This window comes from Aquimarina algiphila (assembly GCF_947494415.1).
Classification (GTDB): Bacteria; Bacteroidota; Bacteroidia; order Flavobacteriales; family Flavobacteriaceae; genus Aquimarina; species Aquimarina algiphila.
On the sequence record NZ_CANLVC010000006.1, the window covers coordinates 479,032 to 500,525 of the forward strand.

Here is a 21,494-nt window from a genome sequence, read left to right on the forward strand (position 1 = left end):
TTTACCTTGCTCTTCGTTCTAATATTGGAGCGAAATCTTTTATAAGAGATGCTTTTATAACAATTCCAAGATTGAGCGGGATATCCGTTCTTGCGATTAATTTGATCTCCTTTTTTGGTTTTTTCTTCTTTTTTATTATTTCGCCTTCCATTGTTTCATCATAACCGCTATAAAGAACTCCTAGAAAAATTAGTTTTTCACTAGCCTGTATACCTCCAAAATTACCATTATGATAAATTAGTACAGGAGAACCACTTGACCCTTCAAAAACAGTAGTATCTATTAAGAATTCTTTATCCCCATCATAGTCAATATATATTGGTGTAGCGGTTGTCCCTTTTCTAATTATCGGTAAATTATTAAACTCATCGAATATTCCAGAGGGATATCCAATCATATAAATGTCTTCTATTGCACTCAAACTATTAATTTCTTCCTCTGTTAGGATTGATTCTGCCCCAAAAGTCATGTAGAACGGAAGATCATCAGTTTCCAAAAGTTTGGTTAATATTGGTCCTGTTGGGATAAATGCCAAGTCAATTGTAGGGTTAGGATGAAATATTATATTACCAGACAAATTCGGATAATTAAGCGCCTTAAATTTCCCAATTTCAGGTTCATTTTTGTCTTTTTTCCTAAGGTTTATTCTAAATTCTGCATTTATTGCAATCTCTCCATTTTCTTCATTTTCAAATACGTGTCTATTTGTAACGATACCCGGAACAATACCATTATCTACTTCGATTTCATAAAAAAAACCAGTTCCGTAAAATGAAGCACCATCAGGAAAAGTGGATTCAATTCTTGTAGTGAAGTATAAAAGTTTCTCTGAAAGATCCATATGATGTTTTAAATTCTGCCCAACAATTGAATATAGTTACCAAGGTAACTATATATCCTAAATATTAAAAATATAGTTACCATCAAAAAAGCAAGATAAGCTCATATCCTTACGATATACTCCCAGATCAACATGCATAATAGAAAGATGTGTTAGCCGCAGAAATCTATAACACAGTATCATATGTGTTAGTATGGGGGTCCTAATACAAATATTACTTCTTTATAGACTCTTGTAATGACTTTCTTATACTTTTCTTATAAAAAATCTCAGTGTCGAAAAATGAAACTGGTATGCCTTATCCTTGTTTTTAAATTAATAATAACATTTTAAAATCAACAATGATGTCTAAAGACAATTTTGAACAAAAGCTCCCTGTATTTAATGCCATACCGGCTGATGAAGTAAAAACACCTAATATACCGGTAGATAACGTCCTGCAAGAAGCAGAAAACCTTTATGTGTGGGCTACTCATGATAAAAATGACCTGGTGAATAACTCAGGCTTAGCATGGGATAGCTATGCAGAGGAGTTGCCCGTTCGTGCTGGAGCATTACGTCATGCGCAATCGGTATGGGTTAGCGAACGCTATGGGCAGGAAGAAGCCAATAAAACCTGGAAAGAAGAATCTCCAAAAGCTTATGACCTTAGAGATGATCTGCTAGACGATTTTAGATATGCGTTTAGAAAACGTACCGATTTGCTAGGTCGAGTACGTGAGATCGCCAATGGGAGTGGCAATGCCGATATGATACAAGATCTAAGTGATCTTAGTGTATTGGGAAAAAGTAATACCAAAGAACTTAACGAGGTAAAATTTAAACTTGCCAAACTAGATACAGCAGCAAATTTATCTAATACTATGGCAGAACTGCTGGCCAAGGCTAACGGAGCTATACTAGAAAACTCTTCTGCCAAATTGGTGCGTGATAAAGCCTTTACACATTTAAAAGAAGCAATAGACGAGGTGCGAGATGCGGGTAAATATGTGTTTAAAGATCAACCCGAGCGATTTAGAGGATATACCAGTAGGTATTATAAAAGGTAATCCCTTGATATCACTCGCCCCGGCAGTAGTTTACTGCTTCCCGGCATAGAGATGACCTCTCCCGGTGGCTATCTCATGCCTCCCGGCAGTAGATTGATAGCTCCCGGCACTCTGGTTATACTTCCCGGCATGATGATGATGCGTCCCCGCTGCCGGGAAACTTGCTTTTGATGCAGGGGTTTACTTTGCATATTCCGGGGAGTACTATATGGACTACAAGGGGGCTTAAGTATATCGCTGGCAAGCTTCTAATCGTCTGAGGAAGTATATCGACCTCGCTATTTTTTAGAAGCGATGAAAAGTTATCTCATCTTATACATTAGAAAATCGATTACATCACGAAGTGCTAATGTATGAGAAGGGTTGAATAATTTAAAATTATGATCACTTGCTTAATTTATGAAATAGGGTATTAGGGTGTTCTGAGGATGTAAAACCGGTGATATCTTTATTTTTATCCATTATAAAAGTGATTTCATGATCGGCTATATTTGTAAATGTGGTATTCTTTACATGAAAAATTGGATAGTTCATACCGTCGACTACAGCATAAAGTGATTTTTCTCTTGTATTCATTTTTAATTCTACTGTAGTGTTGTTTAAGTATTTATATATTCCTGTGTAGGTTTCTAAATGTTTACTGTTTTTTATTTTTTCATATGGGTTGTCGTCTGATAGTATTAATCCTTCTCCAGGAATCCATTTGTCATATTCCATATGATAGGCTATTTTTCTTGCTTCATTAAAACCTCTTAGTTTTGCTACCAGGTGTAATGCTCCATCGATACCCGCAGAAATACCGGCAGTAGTGATTACTTTTCCGTTATCTACAAACCGTACATCTTTTCTAACATTGATTTCTGGGTATTCTTTTTCTAGTTTGTTTAATGCACTATGAAACGTAGTGGCCGTTTTACCATTTAAAACTCCTGATTTAGCTAGAGCAAAGGCCCCTGTGCATACAGAGAAATGATACTGAGTTTTTTGTTGAGTCTTGATCCAATTAATTACTTCTGCATCATTAAAAGCCGTTGAGCTGTTCCCTCCAAAAAAAGCTAAAATATCAGCTTGAGGGGGATCCTTAATATCATAGTCGGGTAGTATCTTTAATATTCCTTGGGATACAATAGGGTCTTTGGTTTTAGAAACAGTAAATACTTCAAAATTGGCATAGGCAAATACTTCCATAGGTCCTGCAAAATCCAGTATTTCTATTCCTGGTTGTAGATAGAAAGCTATTTTTTTTCTTTTAGGGGTGTTTTTTTTTAATTGTTCTTTTGAGATCAGTTTCATGTTACAGTGAGTACAAGTTCCTGGTTTTTTAAATTCTATAGTATCACAACTACTGGCACAAGGAGGACATACATAAATTTTATTTGGGTTCTGTACTGATGTTTGTGATAATACTGATATGCTGATAAAAAAGATGAACGATACGATTAACTTTGACATTGTTTTTTGATTAATTATTAATGCATATAAAGTTAAGCTTCTGCATACTCTTGTAGAAGGACAAGTATACGCAGTATCGGGACAGGTATTATAAAGAAGTAATACTTGTGGGTAAAGCGTTTTGATGTTTTTTTAGTAAAGACCTTAATTGATTGGTACTTTTTAATCCACAAAGATGAGCCACGTAGCTAACTTTATTTCCTTCTGCCAAAAGATGTATTGCTTTATCTACTCTTAGTTTTTCGTGGTAAGCTCCAATCGTTACTCCAGTAGTTTTTTTAAAAAGCCGAGTGAGATTGCGGCTGCTCATATGTATATCTTCTGCTAAATCTTCTAGTGTAAAAGAAGAATGTAAATGTTTGATCATATAGTCTTGCACATCATGAATGCGAGTATCCAAATGATTTCTATATTGTAAAAACACACTTAACTGGGGATCTGATTCTCCACGACGAAAATATAAAACCACCTCTTTGGCAATGTCTATGGCAAATTTTGGTCCGTATAGCTGTTCAAGGATATATAAGGAAAGATCAATACCAGAGCTTACTCCTGCACTAGAATATAAATTGTTATCGACTACAAAAAGTCGATTATTGATAAGTTCTACAGATGTAAACCTATTCTCGAATTCTGTTAAATATTTCCAATGTGTTGTACATGTATTACCGTCTAATATTCCGGATTCTGCAAGTAAAAATGTTCCGGTACAGACAGAACAAATATTAACTTCATTGTTATATTGCACTCTTAACCAATCAAAGAATGTTTTACTTTTTTGTATAAAAACAGGATCAGAGAGGAGTTGAAACTCTACTCCCGGGATAAAAATAAAGTCATTTTTTGTTAATGTAAATTGAGAAAAAGAAGAAAGTTTTGTGAAATATAACCCAGCGCTACTTTGAATTTCTTTTTGATTGTCTATAGAAACAAAATGAAGATCAATATCGGCACCATACTCTTTGGCTTCATAAAAAAGATGCGCCGGACCATTTATGTCCAGTAAATGTACTTTGGGCGGTATTACAAAAATGATATTTTTGATTCTCGGATTTTTAGTAAAGATAAGATATCTTCAAAAAGTGTTTAAAAATCTAAATATACACGCTCTTTAATATTTGTTTTTTTGTTTTACTCGCAGGGAAGTGCCTTAATTTCTGAAACGAATACTTCTTGAGTGACCAGAGGATTTAGATTAATAAAATTAGTTTCGGTATTATAATCGATAGAAATATCTCCATTACATATTTTTCCATTGTTGTCATTATCCCATTCGATATTTATATAATATGAGATATTTCTATTTGATGTATTAAGTTCTATCATAGACTCTGGATTAGGAGGGATGGTAAGGGTTATAGTTACCGGTAGTTGATTAGACTCAAAGCTTTGAGTACTGATCAGTGTGGCTGCAACATCTGCATAGCTATTATCAAAGCCATAGACCAAAATGGTGAATTTTGGATTAGTAATGCCTATTGATGCTGCACTTTTTAACTCTAGTCTTATTGCACTATTGCCACCATCATCATCAGAATTACATGATGTACATATTAATGCTGTTAACAATATTCGAAGTAAAATTTTCATAACATAACAATTCGTGATGTGTAACCTGATTGTGCATTTTGGACATTGCCATCCAAAATGCACATTGGCTTATATACTATAGATGTGTGATCCTATGAAAGGTTGCGGCTTATTTTTATAATGAAACTGTTTCTGTTTCTTCGACCATTTTATTTCTTAACTCAATAATTTCTAATAATGTTTTAATTTCTTTTTTAATACTTTTTCTAATAAAACTAATAAAGATAATAGCTCCGATAATATAGGAAACATCTATGAGAATCATTTTCCAGGTACTGAAATACAGACTAAACTCTGGAGTAATCATATAAAAGCCTATAGTGTATAACGCAAGAATAATAATGGTCACAGGGCCATGAATTTGTTTTCTAAATTTATAAAAAGCAATAGTGTTATTTGTTGTTTTTAATACGTTATCTATGACATCAATTTTCTTTGATTTTGATACACTAATACACTCTATAACAATCCTGGTTAGTAACCCTCCAAGCATTAGTACCACTCCGATTCGACTTAAGATTTCTTGTACAGGAGCAAGGAAGTAGAAAAATGCAGCAATACCAATTAAAGTAACAGATAATACTGCGATGTTGCCATAATGAAACTGTACACTAGAATTTTTCTTTGTAGTGATAGCGGCTAAAGTTTCATTAATTATTTCAGTATTATTTTCAATATCTTTTTTTCCTTTTTGCCATTTGTTTTGTAATTCATCAAATTCATTTTCCATGGTCTAATATTTTTTTAAGTCTTTTTTTTATTCTGTGAATTTTTACCCTAACATTAGTGGGTTTGATACCCAAAATATTGGATATTTCATCATAATTCTGCCCTTCTAATACCATCATGATCATCAATCTATCAAGTTCTTCTAATTGTCCGATGGCTTTATATAATCCTTGTTCCTGATCAGGTTCTGGATTTTGAGATTCATCTACTAATGCATGTTCTATTTTATCTATAGATAATCGTTTCTTCTTTTTTTCTTTTCTAATGTATTGAAGGCATGTGTTTACAGTGATTCGATATACCCAGGTTTTATGGGTGGATTGTCCTTTGAAGTTAAGGAGCGCATTCCAGATATTAATAAATACTTCTTGCGAAAGATCATTAGCCAGATCAATATCTCCTTTCATAAAACCCAGGCACATCTGTCTTACCATAGGATAACATTCTCGATATACAGTTTCGAAAAGCTGTTGATTCTTTTTACTCATTTGTTAAGAATGTATTTACTTGTGCATAAAACCACTCTGGTTGATCAAACATGATGAAATGTTTACTATCTGATGCCATTTCTATCGTTTTGTTTGCTAAAGTAGCATATTGTTTTTCATAATTGGATTTTGCAATTTCTACAGTAGGGAATGATGCGCCTAAAATTAGAGTCTTTGCAGTCACTTTATCTAATACTTTTCTTAAATCTAATTTTAATAAATCGGTATATCCATATACATAGGTTTTACGATCTGCCTCCATAATCCAATGGATCAAAGTATCTACTTTTTCTTTTTTATTCGTCATATTTTGAGCCATCATAGTCGCAGTTTGTTTAAATTGTGCTTCTTCCATAGCAAGCATCTGCTTATTATAAGGACTTTCGTATTGTATATTACTTTCTGGGACTCCTGGCATCATAAGCTCACGCATACAGGGTATTGCATCTACGATAATCATACGAGTTATAGTATCAGGTAATGCTGCAGCAAGATCGGTAGCTAGATTTCCTCCCATACTATGTCCGATTATTTTGACATTAGTTAGGTTTTTAGTTTTGATATAGGTTATCAATTCTTTTTTTATGGTGTCATACCAAGGCATTGGGATAGGTTGATTACCATTAAAACCTGCATAAGAAATAAGATGAGCCTCATTTTTTGAAGTTAAATGATCAACAGTCTCCTCCCAAATAGATCCGGGAGTTGTAAACCCAGGTAAAAATAATACCGGAGTTCCTTTTCCTACAACTTTAACTTTAAAAGCTGATGTTTGACCAAATCCCAAACTAACGATTGCTAATAATACAATGGTGATTTTTAATGTTTTCATGTTTATGTTTTTTATTGTTTTTAAGACTTATTTTTCCCTTTGATGCAGAACACAATGAATTGTTACACGCAAGAGTGAAAAAAAATAGAAAACATGTCGGTAAGAGGTGAAAGCCTGTGTTTACAAAGGAAAAGGAGAAGAAGAATTTATGAAGTAATAAATATTTTCCTTGTTGAGGTAAATAATACTAAGAATAAAAGTTATTTCTTTTTACGTATATCAATGGTATAGAGCCAATGTATACTTACCCAAAGTTTATGTTTGGTATCAGAATTAAAGAAATTACTAATTCGATAGTCTAAACCAAATTCAGTCTTACTTCTTCTATTGAACTCGTATCCCAGAAAAGGCAGAAGTCTGATTTCTAAATCTGTTTCATTTTGTTGATATGATCCAAGATATTCGTTACTAAACTTAAGATAGAATTCTTTGGAGTCAATTTGTTCTCCTGATAACGGTTTTTCATAGGTTACTCTATATCTCAAACGAAATTCTGGAGCTTCATTACTCGTAAAAGTTTGATCTGTTGCCAAGCGATGACCAATTCGGCCTACATGAAGTAGTTGAACATAATTGTACTGTTGAATTGTGCGATGAATAATCTCATCATCCTTTATTCTAAATAAATATCCACCATTAAGCACTCCATGAGCTCCAATTTTTGTAGAAATCAGAGAAGTTAAATCAGTAAGAATATAAGAATATTGAAATGAATTTTCTTCTGTATCATCGATGAATACTTGTCGTGATTCTATGGCATTAATTAATTTTGTACGATTAGAAAGTTTTGAAGATAATGTGAATTTGGGAAGTATACCACTTGAGAATTCACTTTGAGCGAGTATATCATGTGTTAGTAAATTGATACACAAGACTAGAAATAAAATTTTTATGGTGGTGTTATGCATGACTAAAACTGTATATTATCAGAATTACGCTGTACGATCTCAAGAAATTTTATAATAGTTCCCTTTGGATCGATTAAGACTTCATACAAATGATAATTTTTTTCTCTTTTACCTTTTATGACAATCTCATAAAGGGTGGTATAAGAATCTTTTGATGCTTTTTCCTGCATCAAACTTAATAATGTTTGTCGATCTGCTTTCCATTGTATTTGTGTTTTTACAATAGTATATTTGGTAAAAACAGAATCTAATGAATGAGTAATGTTTGTTTTTATTTCTTTAGGAAGTATTTTAAAATGTATTGTTTTCTCAATATCGATAGGGTTTCCTAGAGTGTCAAACTCAATACTAAAACGTGCTCTGTTTTTTTTGGTTTTGGCTTCTATTGTTTTTCCATCTTGACTCTCTTCAGCATACCATCTTATAGTGTTTTTGAAAAAACAACTGTCTATAAATGATAATGCTTTTGGAGGGACAATATCTGGTTGGATTCGATATTCTCGTTCATACTTTGTCTGAGCTGTAGCAAATACAGTAAAAAACATTCCGAAAGCAACTATTATTTTTTTCATCAAAAAATGTTTTGAAACATAAATCAATGCTTAGAAGAATCATTAAATTGCCATAATACATTTACGATTTTCCAGGCTCCATTAATTTTTATGATGTGCATATAATCAACCCATTCATCTGCAATAAGTTTTACAGAAGCAGTTTTGTCAAAAATGTCTAGTATAATCACTTCTTTTTTAGGATTATCAGGGAACTTATCTCCATTACGATTATAAGACTCAGAAAGGAGTACCATAAAATCTGTAAAAGTCTCACGCAAATACTCTTTGTTTGTGGTTTTGTTCTTCCAAAATGTTCTTTTTACCATTCTTGGATGAGCAGCGCGTTCAAATTGCTCAGGTTTTACGTGATGTTGCGCTTCAATATAATCCAGAGCTACTTGTTTAATTGCCAAAGAGTCTTGTTTGGTTTGGCCATAGGTTTTAATGGTAATACATGAGATTATTAAAATGAGTAAAAGAGAATATGATTTCATGTGAATGCAATTATTAATAGTAAGAATATTATATTTTTAGGTTACCAATATTCGAATATTTTGGAGATTTTACCACTTTTAAATTCGAATAAAGCCATTTGAGCATCTCCTTCTTTTGTCCCAGTGTCAGTCTTATTAATAAACTTCTTTTCTGTAACAATAGCATCGAGTCCCGTAATCATATTGATTACTTTGATATCTATTACGCTTCCATCATAACCTCCCTTTTTTTGATTACGTACGTATCCATCATATAATTCTTGTCTGGTATATGTGCCTCCATATTTTGGATGTATATAGACAAAATCATCTGTAAATAATTCAAAAACTTCATCAATATCTTTTATGGTAGAGTTGGCTTTAAAGATTTTAATATTTATAGTATAGTAATCATTTACTAACTTAACAAGAACATCTTTTGGAGTTGGTTCATGCTCTGCTTGCGCATTGATATCATGAATAGCAATAGTACATAAAAAGAATGCGAAAATAACGCTACATGGATACTTCATTGAATTGACTGATTGTTTTTCAGTTCTAAAAATATAAGATATATGATAATTAAATAAGAAAGTTTTCTTAAATCTTAAAGATCAGTAAACTCACTTGAATTAAATGAATGAAGTTATCGTTTTAGTTTTTTTTGAATTTCTCCTTAGTTTTGCAACGAAGTAAAATATTCTTTTGGTGAGGTTCCCATTAATTTTTTAAACGATTTATTAAAGGTCGTTTTAGAATTGAAACCTGCTTCTTGCGCAATCCCAAAAAAAGTAAGATTTTGGTTTTTTTCAGATTTTGCCAATTCTACAAATTCCTTAATACGATAATAATTGATGTATTCGAAGAAATTCATACCAACATTTTCATTGAGTAATCGAGCAATTTCGGGACTACTCACTCCAAGCATTTCTGCAAGCTCAGCCTTTAATAATTTTCTATTGAGATAAGGTTTTTTCTCAATCATTAATGTATCTAATTGGGCTTTTAGTGCATCAAGATCCTTTTTTGATAATTTTGATTGTGTATATTTTTTATGGATTGAAGGAGGGATAATTTTAAATAAATCGGGAGAAATCATACCATAATAGGCAATAAAGAGAATGATTAAAGCAATACTTAACCAGATAGTTTCTCTTGCCGTTCTTTCTATCATTTCAAATCCAAAAATACTAATGAAGTATACAATAACCCAGCAGAGTAGACAAATACCGATTGCAATAAGAAAATTTAGGAAAAACTGTGTTTTTACGGTATAGCTTAACTCATCTCGAAGTTCTTTTTTAAATACAAAAAACAGATGCAGGCTCATGACCCAATATGTAATGTTGAATAGTAATCCTATGCCTATAAAAATGGTTATGGTACGAAATAATTCTCCGCTTTTTACTCTTAATCCCATTTCTTGATCTGTAGGAAGCATAAACATGAAAATCACAAAAATAATGTAGAAAACTCCTGGGATGTAATGTAACAGATCCTGATAAGAAAAACGTTTTTTTAATAAAGAAGATCTGGTAAACAAGTAAATTGTGGATCCAAATAAAAGTGTAGCAAATTCTGAAAAGGCAATAAATCTAAAATTCTTACCAAAAACTTCTGATATATAGATAACCCGTCCCGATAAACCTATCATAAGCACTACTACCAAAAAAGCGACATAACCGTTAATGTTCTTTCTGTTTTTTGGTGAAAAAAGATAAATAAAGAGTAAGAAGATACTCTGAAAATATCCAAAATACACAAGTTGATTTAGAAGTGTTTGCATAGGTGTTGGGTTAAGTAGGTGGTTTTTAATACCACCTACTTTTTTATATCGCTAAAAATAGTTACTTAATCTGAAACTGATTCACATGTTTTACCGAACTATGGTCCATTTTTAGATTCTCTGTATAGAATTTTTCAAAAGCAGCTTTATTTTCCCATGAAGTGATGACCAGATAATCTGGGTTATAATGATATCCAAATGGAGATGTACCTTCTACAAATTCTATTTCTATTTGGCCACCTGCCTTTTTACTTTTTTGTAACCACTCTTGCTTAAATTTTTTAAAGGATTGTTCATCTTTTTGCCAATATGCAGTGGTGATATTAAACCTTTCTGGATCGATTTTAAAAGAAAGATCTTCCTTTAATTCATAATACGTTAAACCAAAGGTTGACCAGATATTTCTTCTTTCTTGATGAAAGTCAGGCATTGTTTTTTCTATTTCTTGTAAAAATTTTTCTCGACCACTTAGCGTATCCCAATATCCAAAGACCATAACTTCGGGGTGGTAATTTCCTTGAGTCGGACTTCCTGATACTGCTCTTCCAGGTAATGGGTGATATCCCATTTTTTCGGCAACAGGAAATGCGGTTTTAAAATAGTTATCTAATTTTTTTTTGGTGTCGGGTTTTGTATTTAGAAATATAATATCAAATACTTGTCCTTTTTTTTGGGCATATGATTTTATTTTTGATTGCGCCTGTAGATTTAAAAAATTAGTGATTAAAAATAAGGTTAATAGTGAGATTTTTAAAAGCTTCATATGTTTCTTTACTTTAATTAATGATTCTTAATTGATAAGACAAATGTAGAAGCTATATTCTGAGAACTAAAGTAAAATAAGGACTTTGAAGTACATATACCGTATGCGTACTTATATAAAATACAAATATAACTGATAGTTATTCTTAAAAGAATAGATAACTAGAAAGTGATCATTTATTAGATATGGTTTTATCAATACTGTATAACGAAATCATCTGCTTTTTAAGTTTAGAGGAAGGAACATTTTTTAGCATAAAGTTTCTAATTCTACTGCCATATCTCATGTTACCAATTTTACCCATGTTCCAGGATTGGGATACTATCGAATTTACTTTTTTAGATCTTAATCTATAGAATTCTGAAAATGCCTGAATAATATCTTTTTGTGATGCGATTAGATTCGATAGATAATATGCATCTTCAATAGCTTGCGAACCTCCTTGTCCAAGATTAGGGGTCATGCCATGCGCAGCATCCCCAATTAAACATATATTATGATGATGCCAGGTTTTTAAAATTTTTAAATCATTAAGATCGGTTCTAATAATTTTATCAGTTGGTGTGTGTTTTATAAGTTGAATAACTTCTTCGTGAAAATCAGAAAATAAATCTATGAGTTTATCTTTTAAAAATACGGTATCATCTTTCAAATTAGGCTCACTTAACGCAACGGCAAACCAATATACTTGATTCTTTTGCAATCTTGAGATTCCAAACCTTAACTGATTTCCCCACATTTCTATTCCATTATGATCAAAAGTAGGATTCATTTCATATGCTGCAACTCCTCTCCAACAAGTTTGCCCAGAGTACCGTAATCGACTTTTTGGAAAAAGTTGGTGCCTTATCTTAGAGTGAATTCCATCTGACCCAATAAGGTATGTTGTCGTAGTTTGTGTACCATCTTCAAATACAATCTCAATCTTTTGGTCACTTAAAGAAGTATAGCTTTTAAATGCTTTTCCCATAGTTATCTTTTCTTTGGGAATATTTTTAAGTAAAAGGTACTGTAGTTTCCCTCGATGAATTGCAATTGTAGAGAAGCCAAATTGCTCTTTTGCAAAATTTTGATCGGTGTCAGAAATAGGGTTTAGTTGTAAATCTGCTAATGTAATTCTATCTATAGAATTTCCATGGAGCTGAAGATCTTTTAAGATACTCGGATTGATCCATTCAATAACCTGAAGCGCATTTGGAGGCATCCAGATACCAGCACCAATTTCTTTTAGTTCTGGAGCTTTTTCATACACATGATATTCGATTCCTAGTTTTTCAAAAGCTAAAGCTGTGGTAAGCCCACCAATTCCTGCACCAATTATTGTAATCATACGTATTATTTATGGTAAGTCATCTGCAAATAAAATATTAATTTCAGAGAATCCTTTATCTCTATTTGGAATAAGATTTTGATATGCTTTACTATTCAATAAATTTATAACATTCTCTTTTGAAGGAAAGTCCATAACCAATAAAAAAACAAATTTTTGTTCTCCGTGATATACATCCTCTATTTTACTTCTTTTGATTACCGTCCCACCAATATCTAATAATAGAGGCATAACTTCTTTTACATACTTTTGTAAGGCCTCTATTTCGTCTAAATTTGGAGAAGAGGTTACAATTAAAGTTGTTTTTTTAGGTGGATCTTGTTGAGGCATTTTTTGATGCAATGACTTTTGGTGAATACTATAAAATATATCTTTTGCATTTGAGCTATGTATTGTGGAAAAAACTATGATGATTAATAGTAATGTTTTTTTCATTTTTATAGAATATGCGTATTGTAAATGTAATACAAAAGCATACGAAGTCCTCTTAATCTAGATTAATAAATTGAATATAAATTAGGTGTAAAGATCGTATCAATCCACTTTCTGTCTTTCCATTAAAATTTTGATATATTTATACTCGTTTTGGTAAGTCTGCATTCACTCTTAACCAAGTCTAGAGTACATTCATATGTATATTCTTGTTCAGATTTATCTTTGCATTTATATCCTGTAACTCCTCCGGTATTAGTATCCAAACAAAACCAACCTCCCGTTTCCTCAAGACTTTCTAATTTTTTATTAAATTGTTTTTCAGTTACTTCAATATCGTTAATGAAATATTTTGTAGTTATTTCCTGATGTATAGCTTTTGTTGTGATATTGGTGTACGCAAACATCGTTGTGAACATCATGAATATATGTAGTATTATTCTAGCCAAGAGTTTAGTAGATTTGATTTATAACGTTTAATGTAAACTGCTTCTAATGAGTTTATATATTCTTAACTTTCTTTTTTAGGAGGCAATTCTATATCTCCATCGGGATGAATACGACAGATGACTTTACTCTTTTGATCAATTAGATTTAAAACAAACACTACGGGGCCATCTTTAGGTAATTTTTGAAACTCTATACTACTGGCAACAGACTGTAGCCCTTTTAAAACCGCAGCAGAAGCATTTTGCAAACATTCTTCGATATAATCATCTTCATTACTTGCAAAATATTCACTTTGTTCATCAAGTGGAAAGAAAGAGGTTAAATCTATTCCACCGCATTCACTAAAACTTTCTCCTTCTGATCCACCACCATATCCCATAAATTCTAGATCTGGAGGAGAAGTGATTTCTCCATGGGCAGAAAAAATAATTTTAGATACTGGTTTTAGGGGATCATATCCTGTATATTCTGAATCTATAAAAAGAGTAAAAGACTCTAGTAAATCAGCATTAATTTGCTCTTGTATACTGTTGTTTTTTGTAGTGCTCATAAGTCTGTTTTTTTATGATGTAATACAAAACTAATAACAATAGGAGAGGTGTAACTACCTGTTTTCAGTGAAAAATAATATAAAAATTAAAGAGCATTAGTATATGAAAAGGAGAAGTATTAATACATAAAGCAACCAAATTATTATTTAGAAACCACATGGTAAGATTTTTGTATTATGAGAATTAAGAGCAGAGAGTAAGGTATGGGTATACGAACTTTGTTAACTATAGGATAATTTTGAACATATTTCTTACATGTTTTCAAAGTAGTCTGGATTTCTCTAAAGTTCTCTACAGGCATTGGCTACCTTAGCAGTCAAAGTTTCTTTAGTTAAAGTTTTGATAATATATGCCCTTGACCAGATTTAAACTACTGGAAGTATTTACACTAGATTTTTCTTGAATTAATTTTAAAATAATTACTGCAACTTTTTATTTAAAGTATAGTATTATCTATGTAAACTTTTAAAATCAATATCACAATGAAAAAACTAGTATTATTTTTAACAATTACCATTGCATTATGTTGTTCTTGTAATAATGACGATGATGAGGCTAAGGCTACCATGCAAGAGTTCGTATTAGAAGAAGTAAATGGGTCTGGAATCAAGGGTCTTGTTAGGGTTGTGAAATCTTCTACTGATTACACATGGTTTTCTATTGCATTAGAGGGCACAAGCTCAGGGAATTTATATCCTACACATATTTATAATAATTCTTTGGCCGATGATGGAAATATTGCTTTTTCACTTCCTGAAGCATATAGAAGAGAAGGTGATAAATTTGCGATTTCTTCTACCTCATTTAGCCCGATTGATATAGGTGATTCTTTTTTTGTAATGACATACGATGAATTAATCAATTTTGATGGCCATGTGAAAATCCTTAAAAGTGAAAGCGATCCAACAGTTGTAGCTCAAGGCAATATTGGAATTAATGCACAATAAGAAACTACTTTAATAGTACAAAAAATAAATAACGTTTGCTTTGTATCTTAACTTTGAATATGACTATTATATTCAAAATTAAGATACAATACTTGTTGTTGATATTCAGTGTTTTAGTGGAGGGATATGTAAGTTTTACAATTCATTTGTAATAAACCTCTAGTCTTTTTTACTTAAATTTTATATAAAATAGGATTAAACGCTTTGGAAGCAACAATAACTTTATCACCAATACTTAAATCCTTTATTTCATCTTCCTGGGCAACTACTTTTACAAAATTAGCATCTATTATGATGGTAACAATATAAACGACGTCTTCCTTTTGTATTTGAACGATTTCACCAGAAAATTGAAATTTTCCACTTACTCGTTGATTTGTAAATATATCAATAGGATTACCTTGTTTGGTAATCATCCCGTTTTTTATAATCATCACACAATCAGACATTTTTACAACTTCACCTATATCATGACTAATGAGAAGGGTGGTTAACTTAAATTGTCTATGCACTTCGAGAATATAATCCTGTAATTTTGCTCGCATTTTTGGGTCCAACGCAGAAAGTGGCTCGTCTAATAATAAGATATCTGGTTTTCTAACCATTGCCCTGGCCAAAGCAACACGTTGTTTTTGTCCTCCAGAAAGGTGTTGAGGTTTTCTATTCTGTAAGTTCCCTAATTCTATAATAGCAATTAATTCATCTACAATTTTTTTATCTTGCCCTTTCTCTAATGCAAAAAAGAGATTTTCTTTTACTGTCATATTAGGGAATAAGGCATACTCCTGAAAAACAAGTCCCACTTTTCGTTGTTGTGGTTTTAGATATATTTTTTGTTCGGTATCTAACCATATTTTTTGTTTGACAGTAATTAACCCTTTGTCTGCTTTTAATAATCCAGAAATTATTCTGAAAATAGATGTTTTTCCTGCTCCCGATTCTCCATACAATGTCGTTAGTTTTCCTTCTTCCAAAGTAAAATCTACATCAAGAAACATTTCTCCTTCTACGGCTGTTAATTTTTTTTGTACTGCAATATGTATCATTTCCAGAATCTTTTTAAATGACCTCCATTAACTAGATATACTAGCAGTAGTATACAAAAACTAATGAGAAACAAAATGAGAGAATACCAGTTTGCCGTAGAATAGTTAAGAGCTTCAACTTCATCGTAGATTGCAATCGAGGCTACTTTGGTTTTACCCGGTATATTTCCTCCAATCATTAATACAACCCCAAATTCTCCAATAGTATGTGCAAAAGCAAGAACAACTCCCGTAAGTAATGAAGGTTTTATATTAGGAAGAAGAACTTTAAAAAGTGTTGTGATTTTTGATTTCCCCAAGACATAAGATGCTTCTGAGATGGTCGATGATAAATTCGAAAACCCAGCTTGTATAGGATGTACCATAAAAGGTAAACTATATAAAACAGAGGCTAGAACCAGACCTTGAAATGAAAAAATAAATTGTATTCCCAGAGATTCATTAAGCCAACTTCCAAAAGTACTTGAAGGACTAAAAACAACTAATAAATAAAATCCTAAAACTGTAGGGGGGAGTACCAAAGGCATACTTACTAAGGTCTCAGCTATTGGCTTGAACCATGATTTTGAATGTGCCAACCAATATGCAAGCGGAATTGAAACAATCAATAGTAAAAGTGTTGTAACAAGAGCTAGTTTAAAAGTTAATACTAAAGGTTGCCAATCCATCATTCTGATAACATTATTTCATTTGTTTTAATCATAGCTGTGATTTTTTCATCTACCTGAAGGCGTAATTCCTGAACGGCATTTGTAGTGATGATAGATACTATATTTCCTACACCAATATCAATAGTAAGTTTACTCAATAATTCTCCGTTTTCTATGGTAAGAATTTTTCCGACTATTTTATTTTGCATACTTACGGCATGTTCTACACCTTTACCAATAATAACTTCTGTTTCTTTAAAAATAACCTTGACAATATTTCCTTTTGTTAAATAAGAAGCCGTATCGGGTGTTTCAACCACAATAGTTTTGAAAGAGATATTATCCACATCAATCTCTACTAATGAAAGATTTCCATTGGTTTTAACAGCCGTTATTTTTCCTTTAAGAATGTTCATTTATTAGTATTTACATCATATCCATAACCTTCAAGGATTCCCTTTGCATCAGAGGAGAATAAGAAGTTATAAAATTGCTTAGTATTTGCAGCAACACGATTTTTTTGTTTTATCATCACTACTCCTTGGGTTATTGGTGAATATACAGCTTTATCAATATCAACCCAATTTCCTTTATTTTTCATTTGAGAAGATAGCACTACCGACTTTGATGTAAAACCAATTTCGGCAGATTTTGAAACAATAAATTGATTGGTTTGTGATATACTTTCTCCAAAAACTAATTTATGCTTTAAATTATCATAAAGTTCATAATGTTCTAATATTTCTATTGTTGATGATCCATAAGGAGCTGTTTTAGGATTTGCCAATGCGATATGCTTGATTTGTTTGTTTTCTAGCATTTGCAATGAAGGAGTTATGTCATCGATCATGGTCCATAGGATTAATTTTCCATAAGCGTAAATCTCTGGATTTTTGGTTGTTAATCCATTCTCGAATAGCTCGTAAGGATATTTCATATTGGCAGAAATAAAAATATGATAAGGAGCTCCTTCTTTGATTTGAGCAGTTAATTTCCCAGAAGAACTGATAATCAATTCACAAACTATACCTGTTTTTTGAGTGAATTTTTTGGCAATATCCTCTATGGCATAACGCATATTGGAAGCTACTGCAATAGTAACTTTATTATGATCATCCTTTTGGTAACCACAAGCAGAGATTATAAATAAAGTACAACCTATCAATATAGAATTTAGTGTGCTAGTCCATTTCATCCTTATTTTCTTATTCGAGGAAAGTATCTTAATTAGATTACTTATTTTTTATTTCGCTATAAATTAACCCTTTCCAGAAAAGCTTTTCTTCGGGTTCTAAAGTATTTTTGAACTTAAAGTCAAAGACGGCTTTTATAATTCCTTGATTGAATACTATTTTATCTATAGTAATGGTTCCACTATCTAATGGAAAAATATGTTCTCCTAAATCTCTAATACTATTAAAATCAACCCAAACAGAACAATTGTCATTGTCGATATTTAAATTCAAACTGCTGTGTGTGGAGACATTATTGATGGATTGCCCTGTTATTGTATTCTTTTCTGTTTTTTTAAATTCAATGAAATTGGTTCCTGAATATTCATACATTCTGTTTTCTGATTTTAAAGAATATGGTACATGAATGGTATCAATAATCTTATAAAATACTTGCAAAGAGTCTTTTAAGATTTTTCCGTTTTTATCTTTCATGTTGTCAACCTCAGGGGGACAATCCCAATCGCAGCTAATTTGTCCAAAGCTATTTTTATAGATACCTTCCTTATAACTCCAGTTTTTTCTAAATGAAAAATCTCCTTCTAAATTTTCGGTCCATTTAATTTTTATTCCTCTTGTCGTATCTTTTTTTTGCCCTGAAGTATGGCAAGATATAGCCATTAAGGATACTAAGATTATGAAGTTAAATTTCATTTTTTATGTTTTGATAGAAGGAAATATAGATGATTTATTCTATCAAAGATACAATACTCATTTAATAATAGTATGGGAATGAGTACAGGATAATTCTATGAATCGATAGGCTAGTATAAAGACGTATAATGGTATAGAATTATTTATTATGTACTTTCTCGAGCTAGAAATAATATCATAGTGATATTTCTATTATGATTTTATAGTAAAAGACACTAATGTATAGTCAATTATGAGCTTTATATCTGTGATAACATTATTTTATAGCACGATTTTCTATGTGTTTTGTACTAATGCTACAATTTTGCTAAAGTCATTATTTTTTAAATCATCTTTATCTATACAAAGATAGAGGTGAGCTCCATTTGCACTAAAACCATAACCTTCGTGCCCTTTCATCTCAAAAGAGATCAGGTTTATATACTGGTCACTTTTATCATCGTTACCAAAATGTTGTTCTGCCCATTCTTCTGAGATCGTATGTTGAACCGAAAATGGAACACCTAATAATAAATTGTGACTAAAAAGCGTATGCAAATCATTTTTTGGAGTAGGAGGTTTTAATCCTACCTGAGCCGCCATTTTTGTATGCATCTGAATTTTAATTGCATCATCCATCATATTATTGGCAACTTGATCAATGCCATCGGCATCATCTTCAGAAATAAGATCATCTTCTAATAAATCATAATTAAAAGGATATCTTGGAAGTTGGAAACTACTTTTAAAGTGAATTGTTCTAGGTGCTAATCGTTGATCAGGAGGAATGACTTCGGGAATATCTGCAAATATGAGATTTTCTGAGTCAGGAAAGTAGTATGTCTTAAAAGCATCTTCAACATCATACTCCCACATGATGTCATCTGTAACAGAAGCAAAACATAACAAAATTCCTTTATCCGGAAATTTATTCTCGATGTCAAAAGGTTTTATTTCCTCAAAATTGAGTTGAAAAAAGAAAGCCATTGGAGCCTTTTGCCCTAATGATTGTATTGGCCACACAAAATTAGAAGGAACAGCAGGTTGACCACCAAATCTAGAATTTTTTAAATGATGCTCAGATTCTTGTTCATCAACTGAAAAAATAATATTAGGAATAATAGATTGAATTACACCATCTTCTTTATCCCATTCATATTCTTTTATTTCATCAATAATTAATTGCTTTAAATCGCTCATATCTTTATTTAGATCTTCTTATGTCAAAGATAAATACGATCTATGTTCTTTATCTCCCTGTTTTCAGTGAAATTATAATTGGATGGTTTATTTGGATTGCTATTATTTAAAAAAATCCTTTTACACCATGATTTTTAATCAGCTAAAGTTTCACAATAGAAACCATTGGTTTTTACTAAGTCTATTATGTCATTTTCATGTAAATTTTCGGTGGTTTCAATTCTTAAAACATTGTCAACGTCTTCTGTGTCAATAGACCAATTGATTATTGTTGATAAGCTATTTAATAAAGGTTTTATAGATTTAATTTTTTTCTTTGTTTCAATATCAGTTTTAAATATTAACAATTTCATGTATGTGGTTTATCTATTAGTGTAATGTACTTAGTTTTGTATTGATTATTCTTCGCTATCACTACTGGTGTCGTTGCTCATACGTTCTACATATTCTTTATATGCACGATCTCCTTCTTCTTTCCAAAAGTCATCATAGTATTTCCATTTAGAAAACTCGCTTTTAGGTTCTTTTTTACAAGATGATTTCGAATGTTTAGAAGATTTATGACTTTTACCACCACCTCCAGAACTTCCAAGGATAATTTTAAAAAGTATATATAAACCAACGGCTTGCCAGTAGGTGAGTAGCGGTAATCCAAAAATTACTGGCATTAACCAGTTCCAGAGCCACATGATGACAAAACCAAACAATATGGCTAGTCCCACTACTGCAAGTACTCCTAAAATTACCCACCCTATAATTTCTCCCAGGGATTTACTTCTCATTTTATGTTTAAAGAAATTTGTCATTTTTTTTGTTTTAGATTATATTTTTTTTAGTTCAATTTTTTTATATAATAATGAAATAGCTCTATGCCGTCTGGACATCAAAGTGCCTTCTGGAATTCCTGTTTCCTGGCTAATCTCGCGATATGTGTACCCTTCAAAATCTATCGCTATGATGATGTCTCGATATACAGGTTTTAGATTCCAGATGGTTTTTTTTAATTCACTTTTCATTTGTTCAGAGTACAAGTTATCTTGTGTGTCGTATACAATTTCTGCAAATTCGGCTAATCTGATTTCATTTTCATCTTTGTAGGCAGTTGACTTTTTATTAGACCTCATTACATCGATAATTTTGTTTTTAATAGAATGATATACAAAGCCAGCCACATTATTAATAGGAGAATACCTATCTGCTCCAGAAAACAATTTTAATGCTACATCCTGAAGAATATCCTCAGCATCACGATTTACACCAGCTTTTATCTTAGAATTGATATAAGCTTTAAGTGAAAGATATTCGTTGCTAAAAAACTCAGAGAGTTTTTTGTTATTTTCGGATTCCGAAGTCATTTAAAAACTATTTCGATAGGTCTTCATTACTAAAGACGAAACTTTTTAAAACCATTGCATTATTTTTAAAAGTAATTTTTAATACGCAATGTTTTTTACTTCTTAAAGAATAAAAAAAGTAGCGCAGGAGCTAAGTTGAAAGAAAATTGTACTTGTCAATTTTTTTAAGAATGCAAAATATTAACAAGATGAAGTGCACTATG

The 21,494-nt window shown here is 31.6% G+C and carries 28 protein-coding genes; 2 read left to right on the plus strand and 26 right to left on the minus strand.

Translation table 11 applies throughout. The features are described from left to right. Position 1: 1 nt before the first annotated feature. Complete coding sequence (locus tag PQF96_RS11540) at positions 2 to 841, minus strand: S1 family peptidase (protein WP_271766275.1); 840 nt, start codon at positions 839 to 841, stop codon at positions 2 to 4. Between the two features lie 344 nt (positions 842 to 1,185). Between PQF96_RS11540 and PQF96_RS11545 the strand changes: the two genes are divergently transcribed. Continuing rightward, on the plus strand, positions 1,186 to 1,890 hold the full coding sequence (locus PQF96_RS11545; protein ID WP_160114220.1) for a hypothetical protein: 705 nt from the start codon (positions 1,186 to 1,188) through the stop codon (positions 1,888 to 1,890). Positions 1,891 to 2,274: 384 nt separating this feature from the next. Here the strand turns inward: PQF96_RS11545 and PQF96_RS11550 are convergent, their stop codons facing one another. From PQF96_RS11550 to PQF96_RS11625, 16 genes are all read right to left on the minus strand, one after another. Then, a complete protein-coding gene (locus PQF96_RS11550) occupies positions 2,275 to 3,342 on the minus strand; it encodes a DJ-1/PfpI family protein (RefSeq protein ID WP_271766277.1) in 1,068 nt (355 codons plus the stop codon). 88 nt (positions 3,343 to 3,430) lie between these two features. Next, complete coding sequence (locus PQF96_RS11555; RefSeq protein ID WP_333968024.1) at positions 3,431 to 4,408, minus strand: GlxA family transcriptional regulator; 978 nt, start codon at positions 4,406 to 4,408, stop codon at positions 3,431 to 3,433. A 65-nt stretch (positions 4,409 to 4,473) separates the two neighbouring features. Continuing rightward, positions 4,474 to 4,932: a hypothetical protein gene (locus PQF96_RS11560; RefSeq protein WP_271766279.1), complete on the minus strand. Its 459-nt coding sequence runs from the start codon at positions 4,930 to 4,932 to the stop codon at positions 4,474 to 4,476. A gap of 115 nt (positions 4,933 to 5,047) precedes the next feature. After that, positions 5,048 to 5,662, minus strand: coding sequence for a hypothetical protein (locus PQF96_RS11565; protein ID WP_271766281.1), 615 nt, complete (start codon positions 5,660 to 5,662; stop codon positions 5,048 to 5,050). Further along, positions 5,652 to 6,149: an RNA polymerase sigma factor gene (locus PQF96_RS11570; protein WP_109436980.1), complete on the minus strand. Its 498-nt coding sequence runs from the start codon at positions 6,147 to 6,149 to the stop codon at positions 5,652 to 5,654. The genes PQF96_RS11565 and PQF96_RS11570 overlap by 11 nt, the downstream gene beginning before the upstream one ends. Continuing rightward, positions 6,142 to 6,981 carry an alpha/beta fold hydrolase gene (locus PQF96_RS11575; RefSeq protein WP_271766282.1) on the minus strand — a complete coding sequence of 280 codons (840 nt, stop codon included), beginning with the start codon at positions 6,979 to 6,981 and terminating at the stop codon, positions 6,142 to 6,144. The genes PQF96_RS11570 and PQF96_RS11575 overlap by 8 nt, the downstream gene beginning before the upstream one ends. Positions 6,982 to 7,181: 200 nt before the next feature. Further along, positions 7,182 to 7,889 carry a DUF2490 domain-containing protein gene (locus tag PQF96_RS11580; RefSeq protein ID WP_109436978.1) on the minus strand — a complete coding sequence of 236 codons (708 nt, stop codon included), beginning with the start codon at positions 7,887 to 7,889 and terminating at the stop codon, positions 7,182 to 7,184. A gap of 2 nt (positions 7,890 to 7,891) precedes the next feature. Beyond that, a complete protein-coding gene (locus PQF96_RS11585; protein ID WP_271766285.1) occupies positions 7,892 to 8,461 on the minus strand; it encodes a hypothetical protein in 570 nt (189 codons plus the stop codon). A gap of 23 nt (positions 8,462 to 8,484) precedes the next feature. Next, the gene (locus tag PQF96_RS11590) at positions 8,485 to 8,937 is read right to left on the minus strand and encodes a nuclear transport factor 2 family protein (RefSeq protein WP_109436976.1); all 453 of its coding nucleotides are present in this window, start codon (positions 8,935 to 8,937) and stop codon (positions 8,485 to 8,487) included. Between the two features lie 41 nt (positions 8,938 to 8,978). Next, positions 8,979 to 9,449 (minus strand): nuclear transport factor 2 family protein, encoded by a 471-nt coding sequence (locus PQF96_RS11595; RefSeq protein ID WP_271766287.1) that lies wholly within the window; start codon positions 9,447 to 9,449, stop codon positions 8,979 to 8,981. Positions 9,450 to 9,592: 143 nt separating this feature from the next. Next, a complete protein-coding gene (locus tag PQF96_RS11600) occupies positions 9,593 to 10,702 on the minus strand; it encodes an AraC family transcriptional regulator (RefSeq protein ID WP_271766289.1) in 1,110 nt (369 codons plus the stop codon). Positions 10,703 to 10,763: 61 nt separating this feature from the next. Then, the gene (locus PQF96_RS11605; protein WP_271766291.1) at positions 10,764 to 11,465 is read right to left on the minus strand and encodes a hypothetical protein; all 702 of its coding nucleotides are present in this window, start codon (positions 11,463 to 11,465) and stop codon (positions 10,764 to 10,766) included. Positions 11,466 to 11,637: 172 nt separating this feature from the next. Next, positions 11,638 to 12,795 carry an FAD-dependent monooxygenase gene (locus PQF96_RS11610; RefSeq protein WP_109436972.1) on the minus strand — a complete coding sequence of 386 codons (1,158 nt, stop codon included), beginning with the start codon at positions 12,793 to 12,795 and terminating at the stop codon, positions 11,638 to 11,640. Between the two features lie 9 nt (positions 12,796 to 12,804). Beyond that, positions 12,805 to 13,230 (minus strand): DUF1330 domain-containing protein, encoded by a 426-nt coding sequence (locus tag PQF96_RS11615; protein ID WP_271766293.1) that lies wholly within the window; start codon positions 13,228 to 13,230, stop codon positions 12,805 to 12,807. Between the two features lie 122 nt (positions 13,231 to 13,352). Beyond that, on the minus strand, positions 13,353 to 13,676 hold the full coding sequence (locus PQF96_RS11620) for a hypothetical protein (protein ID WP_271766295.1): 324 nt from the start codon (positions 13,674 to 13,676) through the stop codon (positions 13,353 to 13,355). 62 nt (positions 13,677 to 13,738) lie between these two features. After that, positions 13,739 to 14,227: a hypothetical protein gene (locus tag PQF96_RS11625; RefSeq protein ID WP_271766296.1), complete on the minus strand. Its 489-nt coding sequence runs from the start codon at positions 14,225 to 14,227 to the stop codon at positions 13,739 to 13,741. Positions 14,228 to 14,710: 483 nt separating this feature from the next. Between PQF96_RS11625 and PQF96_RS11630 the strand changes: the two genes are divergently transcribed. Then, complete coding sequence (locus PQF96_RS11630; protein ID WP_271766298.1) at positions 14,711 to 15,175, plus strand: hypothetical protein; 465 nt, start codon at positions 14,711 to 14,713, stop codon at positions 15,173 to 15,175. A gap of 173 nt (positions 15,176 to 15,348) precedes the next feature. On the opposite strand, the gene PQF96_RS11635 is transcribed toward PQF96_RS11630, so the two are convergent. The 9 genes from PQF96_RS11635 to PQF96_RS11675 form a co-directional block, all read right to left on the minus strand. Then, positions 15,349 to 16,221: an ATP-binding cassette domain-containing protein gene (locus PQF96_RS11635; RefSeq protein WP_271766300.1), complete on the minus strand. Its 873-nt coding sequence runs from the start codon at positions 16,219 to 16,221 to the stop codon at positions 15,349 to 15,351. After that, entirely contained in the window at positions 16,218 to 16,889 is a 672-nt protein-coding gene (gene modB / locus PQF96_RS11640) for a molybdate ABC transporter permease subunit (protein ID WP_109437018.1), read from the minus strand. The genes PQF96_RS11635 and modB overlap by 4 nt, the downstream gene beginning before the upstream one ends. Next, positions 16,889 to 17,287, minus strand: a complete 399-nt coding sequence (locus PQF96_RS11645) for a TOBE domain-containing protein (RefSeq protein WP_109436966.1) — start codon at positions 17,285 to 17,287, stop codon at positions 16,889 to 16,891. Before PQF96_RS11645 ends, modB begins: the two co-directional genes overlap by 1 nt. Then, entirely contained in the window at positions 17,284 to 18,066 is a 783-nt protein-coding gene (modA, locus tag PQF96_RS11650; protein WP_143915269.1) for a molybdate ABC transporter substrate-binding protein, read from the minus strand. Before modA ends, PQF96_RS11645 begins: the two co-directional genes overlap by 4 nt. Before the next feature lie 37 nt (positions 18,067 to 18,103). After that, the gene (locus PQF96_RS11655) at positions 18,104 to 18,757 is read right to left on the minus strand and encodes a hypothetical protein (RefSeq protein ID WP_271766302.1); all 654 of its coding nucleotides are present in this window, start codon (positions 18,755 to 18,757) and stop codon (positions 18,104 to 18,106) included. 276 nt (positions 18,758 to 19,033) lie between these two features. Beyond that, positions 19,034 to 19,936: a DUF1963 domain-containing protein gene (locus tag PQF96_RS11660; protein ID WP_271766304.1), complete on the minus strand. Its 903-nt coding sequence runs from the start codon at positions 19,934 to 19,936 to the stop codon at positions 19,034 to 19,036. 134 nt (positions 19,937 to 20,070) lie between these two features. Then, positions 20,071 to 20,289 (minus strand): hypothetical protein, encoded by a 219-nt coding sequence (locus tag PQF96_RS11665; RefSeq protein ID WP_109436962.1) that lies wholly within the window; start codon positions 20,287 to 20,289, stop codon positions 20,071 to 20,073. A gap of 45 nt (positions 20,290 to 20,334) precedes the next feature. After that, positions 20,335 to 20,742, minus strand: coding sequence for a hypothetical protein (locus PQF96_RS11670; RefSeq protein ID WP_109436961.1), 408 nt, complete (start codon positions 20,740 to 20,742; stop codon positions 20,335 to 20,337). A gap of 15 nt (positions 20,743 to 20,757) precedes the next feature. Next, on the minus strand, positions 20,758 to 21,291 hold the full coding sequence (locus PQF96_RS11675) for an RNA polymerase sigma factor (protein ID WP_143915272.1): 534 nt from the start codon (positions 21,289 to 21,291) through the stop codon (positions 20,758 to 20,760). Positions 21,292 to 21,494 lie beyond the last annotated feature (203 nt).

What these genes read in the sequence shown, in the direction of transcription:
- PQF96_RS11565 (WP_271766281.1), bottom strand. Translation starts at nt 5,662, where the DNA reads ATGGAAAATGAATTTGATGAATTACAAAACAAATGGCAAAAAGGAAAA.
- PQF96_RS11560 (WP_271766279.1), bottom strand. Translation starts at nt 4,932, where the DNA reads ATGAAAATTTTACTTCGAATATTGTTAACAGCATTAATATGTACATCA.
- modB (WP_109437018.1), bottom strand. Translation starts at nt 16,889, where the DNA reads ATGGATTGGCAACCTTTAGTATTAACTTTTAAACTAGCTCTTGTTACA.
- PQF96_RS11570 (WP_109436980.1), bottom strand. Translation starts at nt 6,149, where the DNA reads ATGAGTAAAAAGAATCAACAGCTTTTCGAAACTGTATATCGAGAATGT.
- PQF96_RS11600 (WP_271766289.1), bottom strand. Translation starts at nt 10,702, where the DNA reads ATGCAAACACTTCTAAATCAACTTGTGTATTTTGGATATTTTCAGAGT.
- PQF96_RS11660 (WP_271766304.1), bottom strand. Translation starts at nt 19,936, where the DNA reads ATGAGCGATTTAAAGCAATTAATTATTGATGAAATAAAAGAATATGAA.
- PQF96_RS11655 (WP_271766302.1), bottom strand. Translation starts at nt 18,757, where the DNA reads ATGAAATTTAACTTCATAATCTTAGTATCCTTAATGGCTATATCTTGC.
- PQF96_RS11605 (WP_271766291.1), bottom strand. Translation starts at nt 11,465, where the DNA reads ATGAAGCTTTTAAAAATCTCACTATTAACCTTATTTTTAATCACTAAT.
- PQF96_RS11575 (WP_271766282.1), bottom strand. Translation starts at nt 6,981, where the DNA reads ATGAAAACATTAAAAATCACCATTGTATTATTAGCAATCGTTAGTTTG.
- PQF96_RS11585 (WP_271766285.1), bottom strand. Translation starts at nt 8,461, where the DNA reads ATGAAAAAAATAATAGTTGCTTTCGGAATGTTTTTTACTGTATTTGCT.
- PQF96_RS11630 (WP_271766298.1), top strand. Translation starts at nt 14,711, where the DNA reads ATGAAAAAACTAGTATTATTTTTAACAATTACCATTGCATTATGTTGT.
- PQF96_RS11580 (WP_109436978.1), bottom strand. Translation starts at nt 7,889, where the DNA reads ATGCATAACACCACCATAAAAATTTTATTTCTAGTCTTGTGTATCAAT.
- PQF96_RS11550 (WP_271766277.1), bottom strand. Translation starts at nt 3,342, where the DNA reads ATGTCAAAGTTAATCGTATCGTTCATCTTTTTTATCAGCATATCAGTA.
- PQF96_RS11670 (WP_109436961.1), bottom strand. Translation starts at nt 20,742, where the DNA reads ATGACAAATTTCTTTAAACATAAAATGAGAAGTAAATCCCTGGGAGAA.
- PQF96_RS11540 (WP_271766275.1), bottom strand. Translation starts at nt 841, where the DNA reads ATGGATCTTTCAGAGAAACTTTTATACTTCACTACAAGAATTGAATCC.
- PQF96_RS11610 (WP_109436972.1), bottom strand. Translation starts at nt 12,795, where the DNA reads ATGATTACAATAATTGGTGCAGGAATTGGTGGGCTTACCACAGCTTTA.
- PQF96_RS11615 (WP_271766293.1), bottom strand. Translation starts at nt 13,230, where the DNA reads ATGAAAAAAACATTACTATTAATCATCATAGTTTTTTCCACAATACAT.
- PQF96_RS11645 (WP_109436966.1), bottom strand. Translation starts at nt 17,287, where the DNA reads ATGAACATTCTTAAAGGAAAAATAACGGCTGTTAAAACCAATGGAAAT.
- PQF96_RS11595 (WP_271766287.1), bottom strand. Translation starts at nt 9,449, where the DNA reads ATGAAGTATCCATGTAGCGTTATTTTCGCATTCTTTTTATGTACTATT.
- PQF96_RS11590 (WP_109436976.1), bottom strand. Translation starts at nt 8,937, where the DNA reads ATGAAATCATATTCTCTTTTACTCATTTTAATAATCTCATGTATTACC.
- PQF96_RS11545 (WP_160114220.1), top strand. Translation starts at nt 1,186, where the DNA reads ATGTCTAAAGACAATTTTGAACAAAAGCTCCCTGTATTTAATGCCATA.
- PQF96_RS11675 (WP_143915272.1), bottom strand. Translation starts at nt 21,291, where the DNA reads ATGACTTCGGAATCCGAAAATAACAAAAAACTCTCTGAGTTTTTTAGC.
- modA (WP_143915269.1), bottom strand. Translation starts at nt 18,066, where the DNA reads ATGAAATGGACTAGCACACTAAATTCTATATTGATAGGTTGTACTTTA.
- PQF96_RS11665 (WP_109436962.1), bottom strand. Translation starts at nt 20,289, where the DNA reads ATGAAATTGTTAATATTTAAAACTGATATTGAAACAAAGAAAAAAATT.
- PQF96_RS11635 (WP_271766300.1), bottom strand. Translation starts at nt 16,221, where the DNA reads ATGATACATATTGCAGTACAAAAAAAATTAACAGCCGTAGAAGGAGAA.
- PQF96_RS11625 (WP_271766296.1), bottom strand. Translation starts at nt 14,227, where the DNA reads ATGAGCACTACAAAAAACAACAGTATACAAGAGCAAATTAATGCTGAT.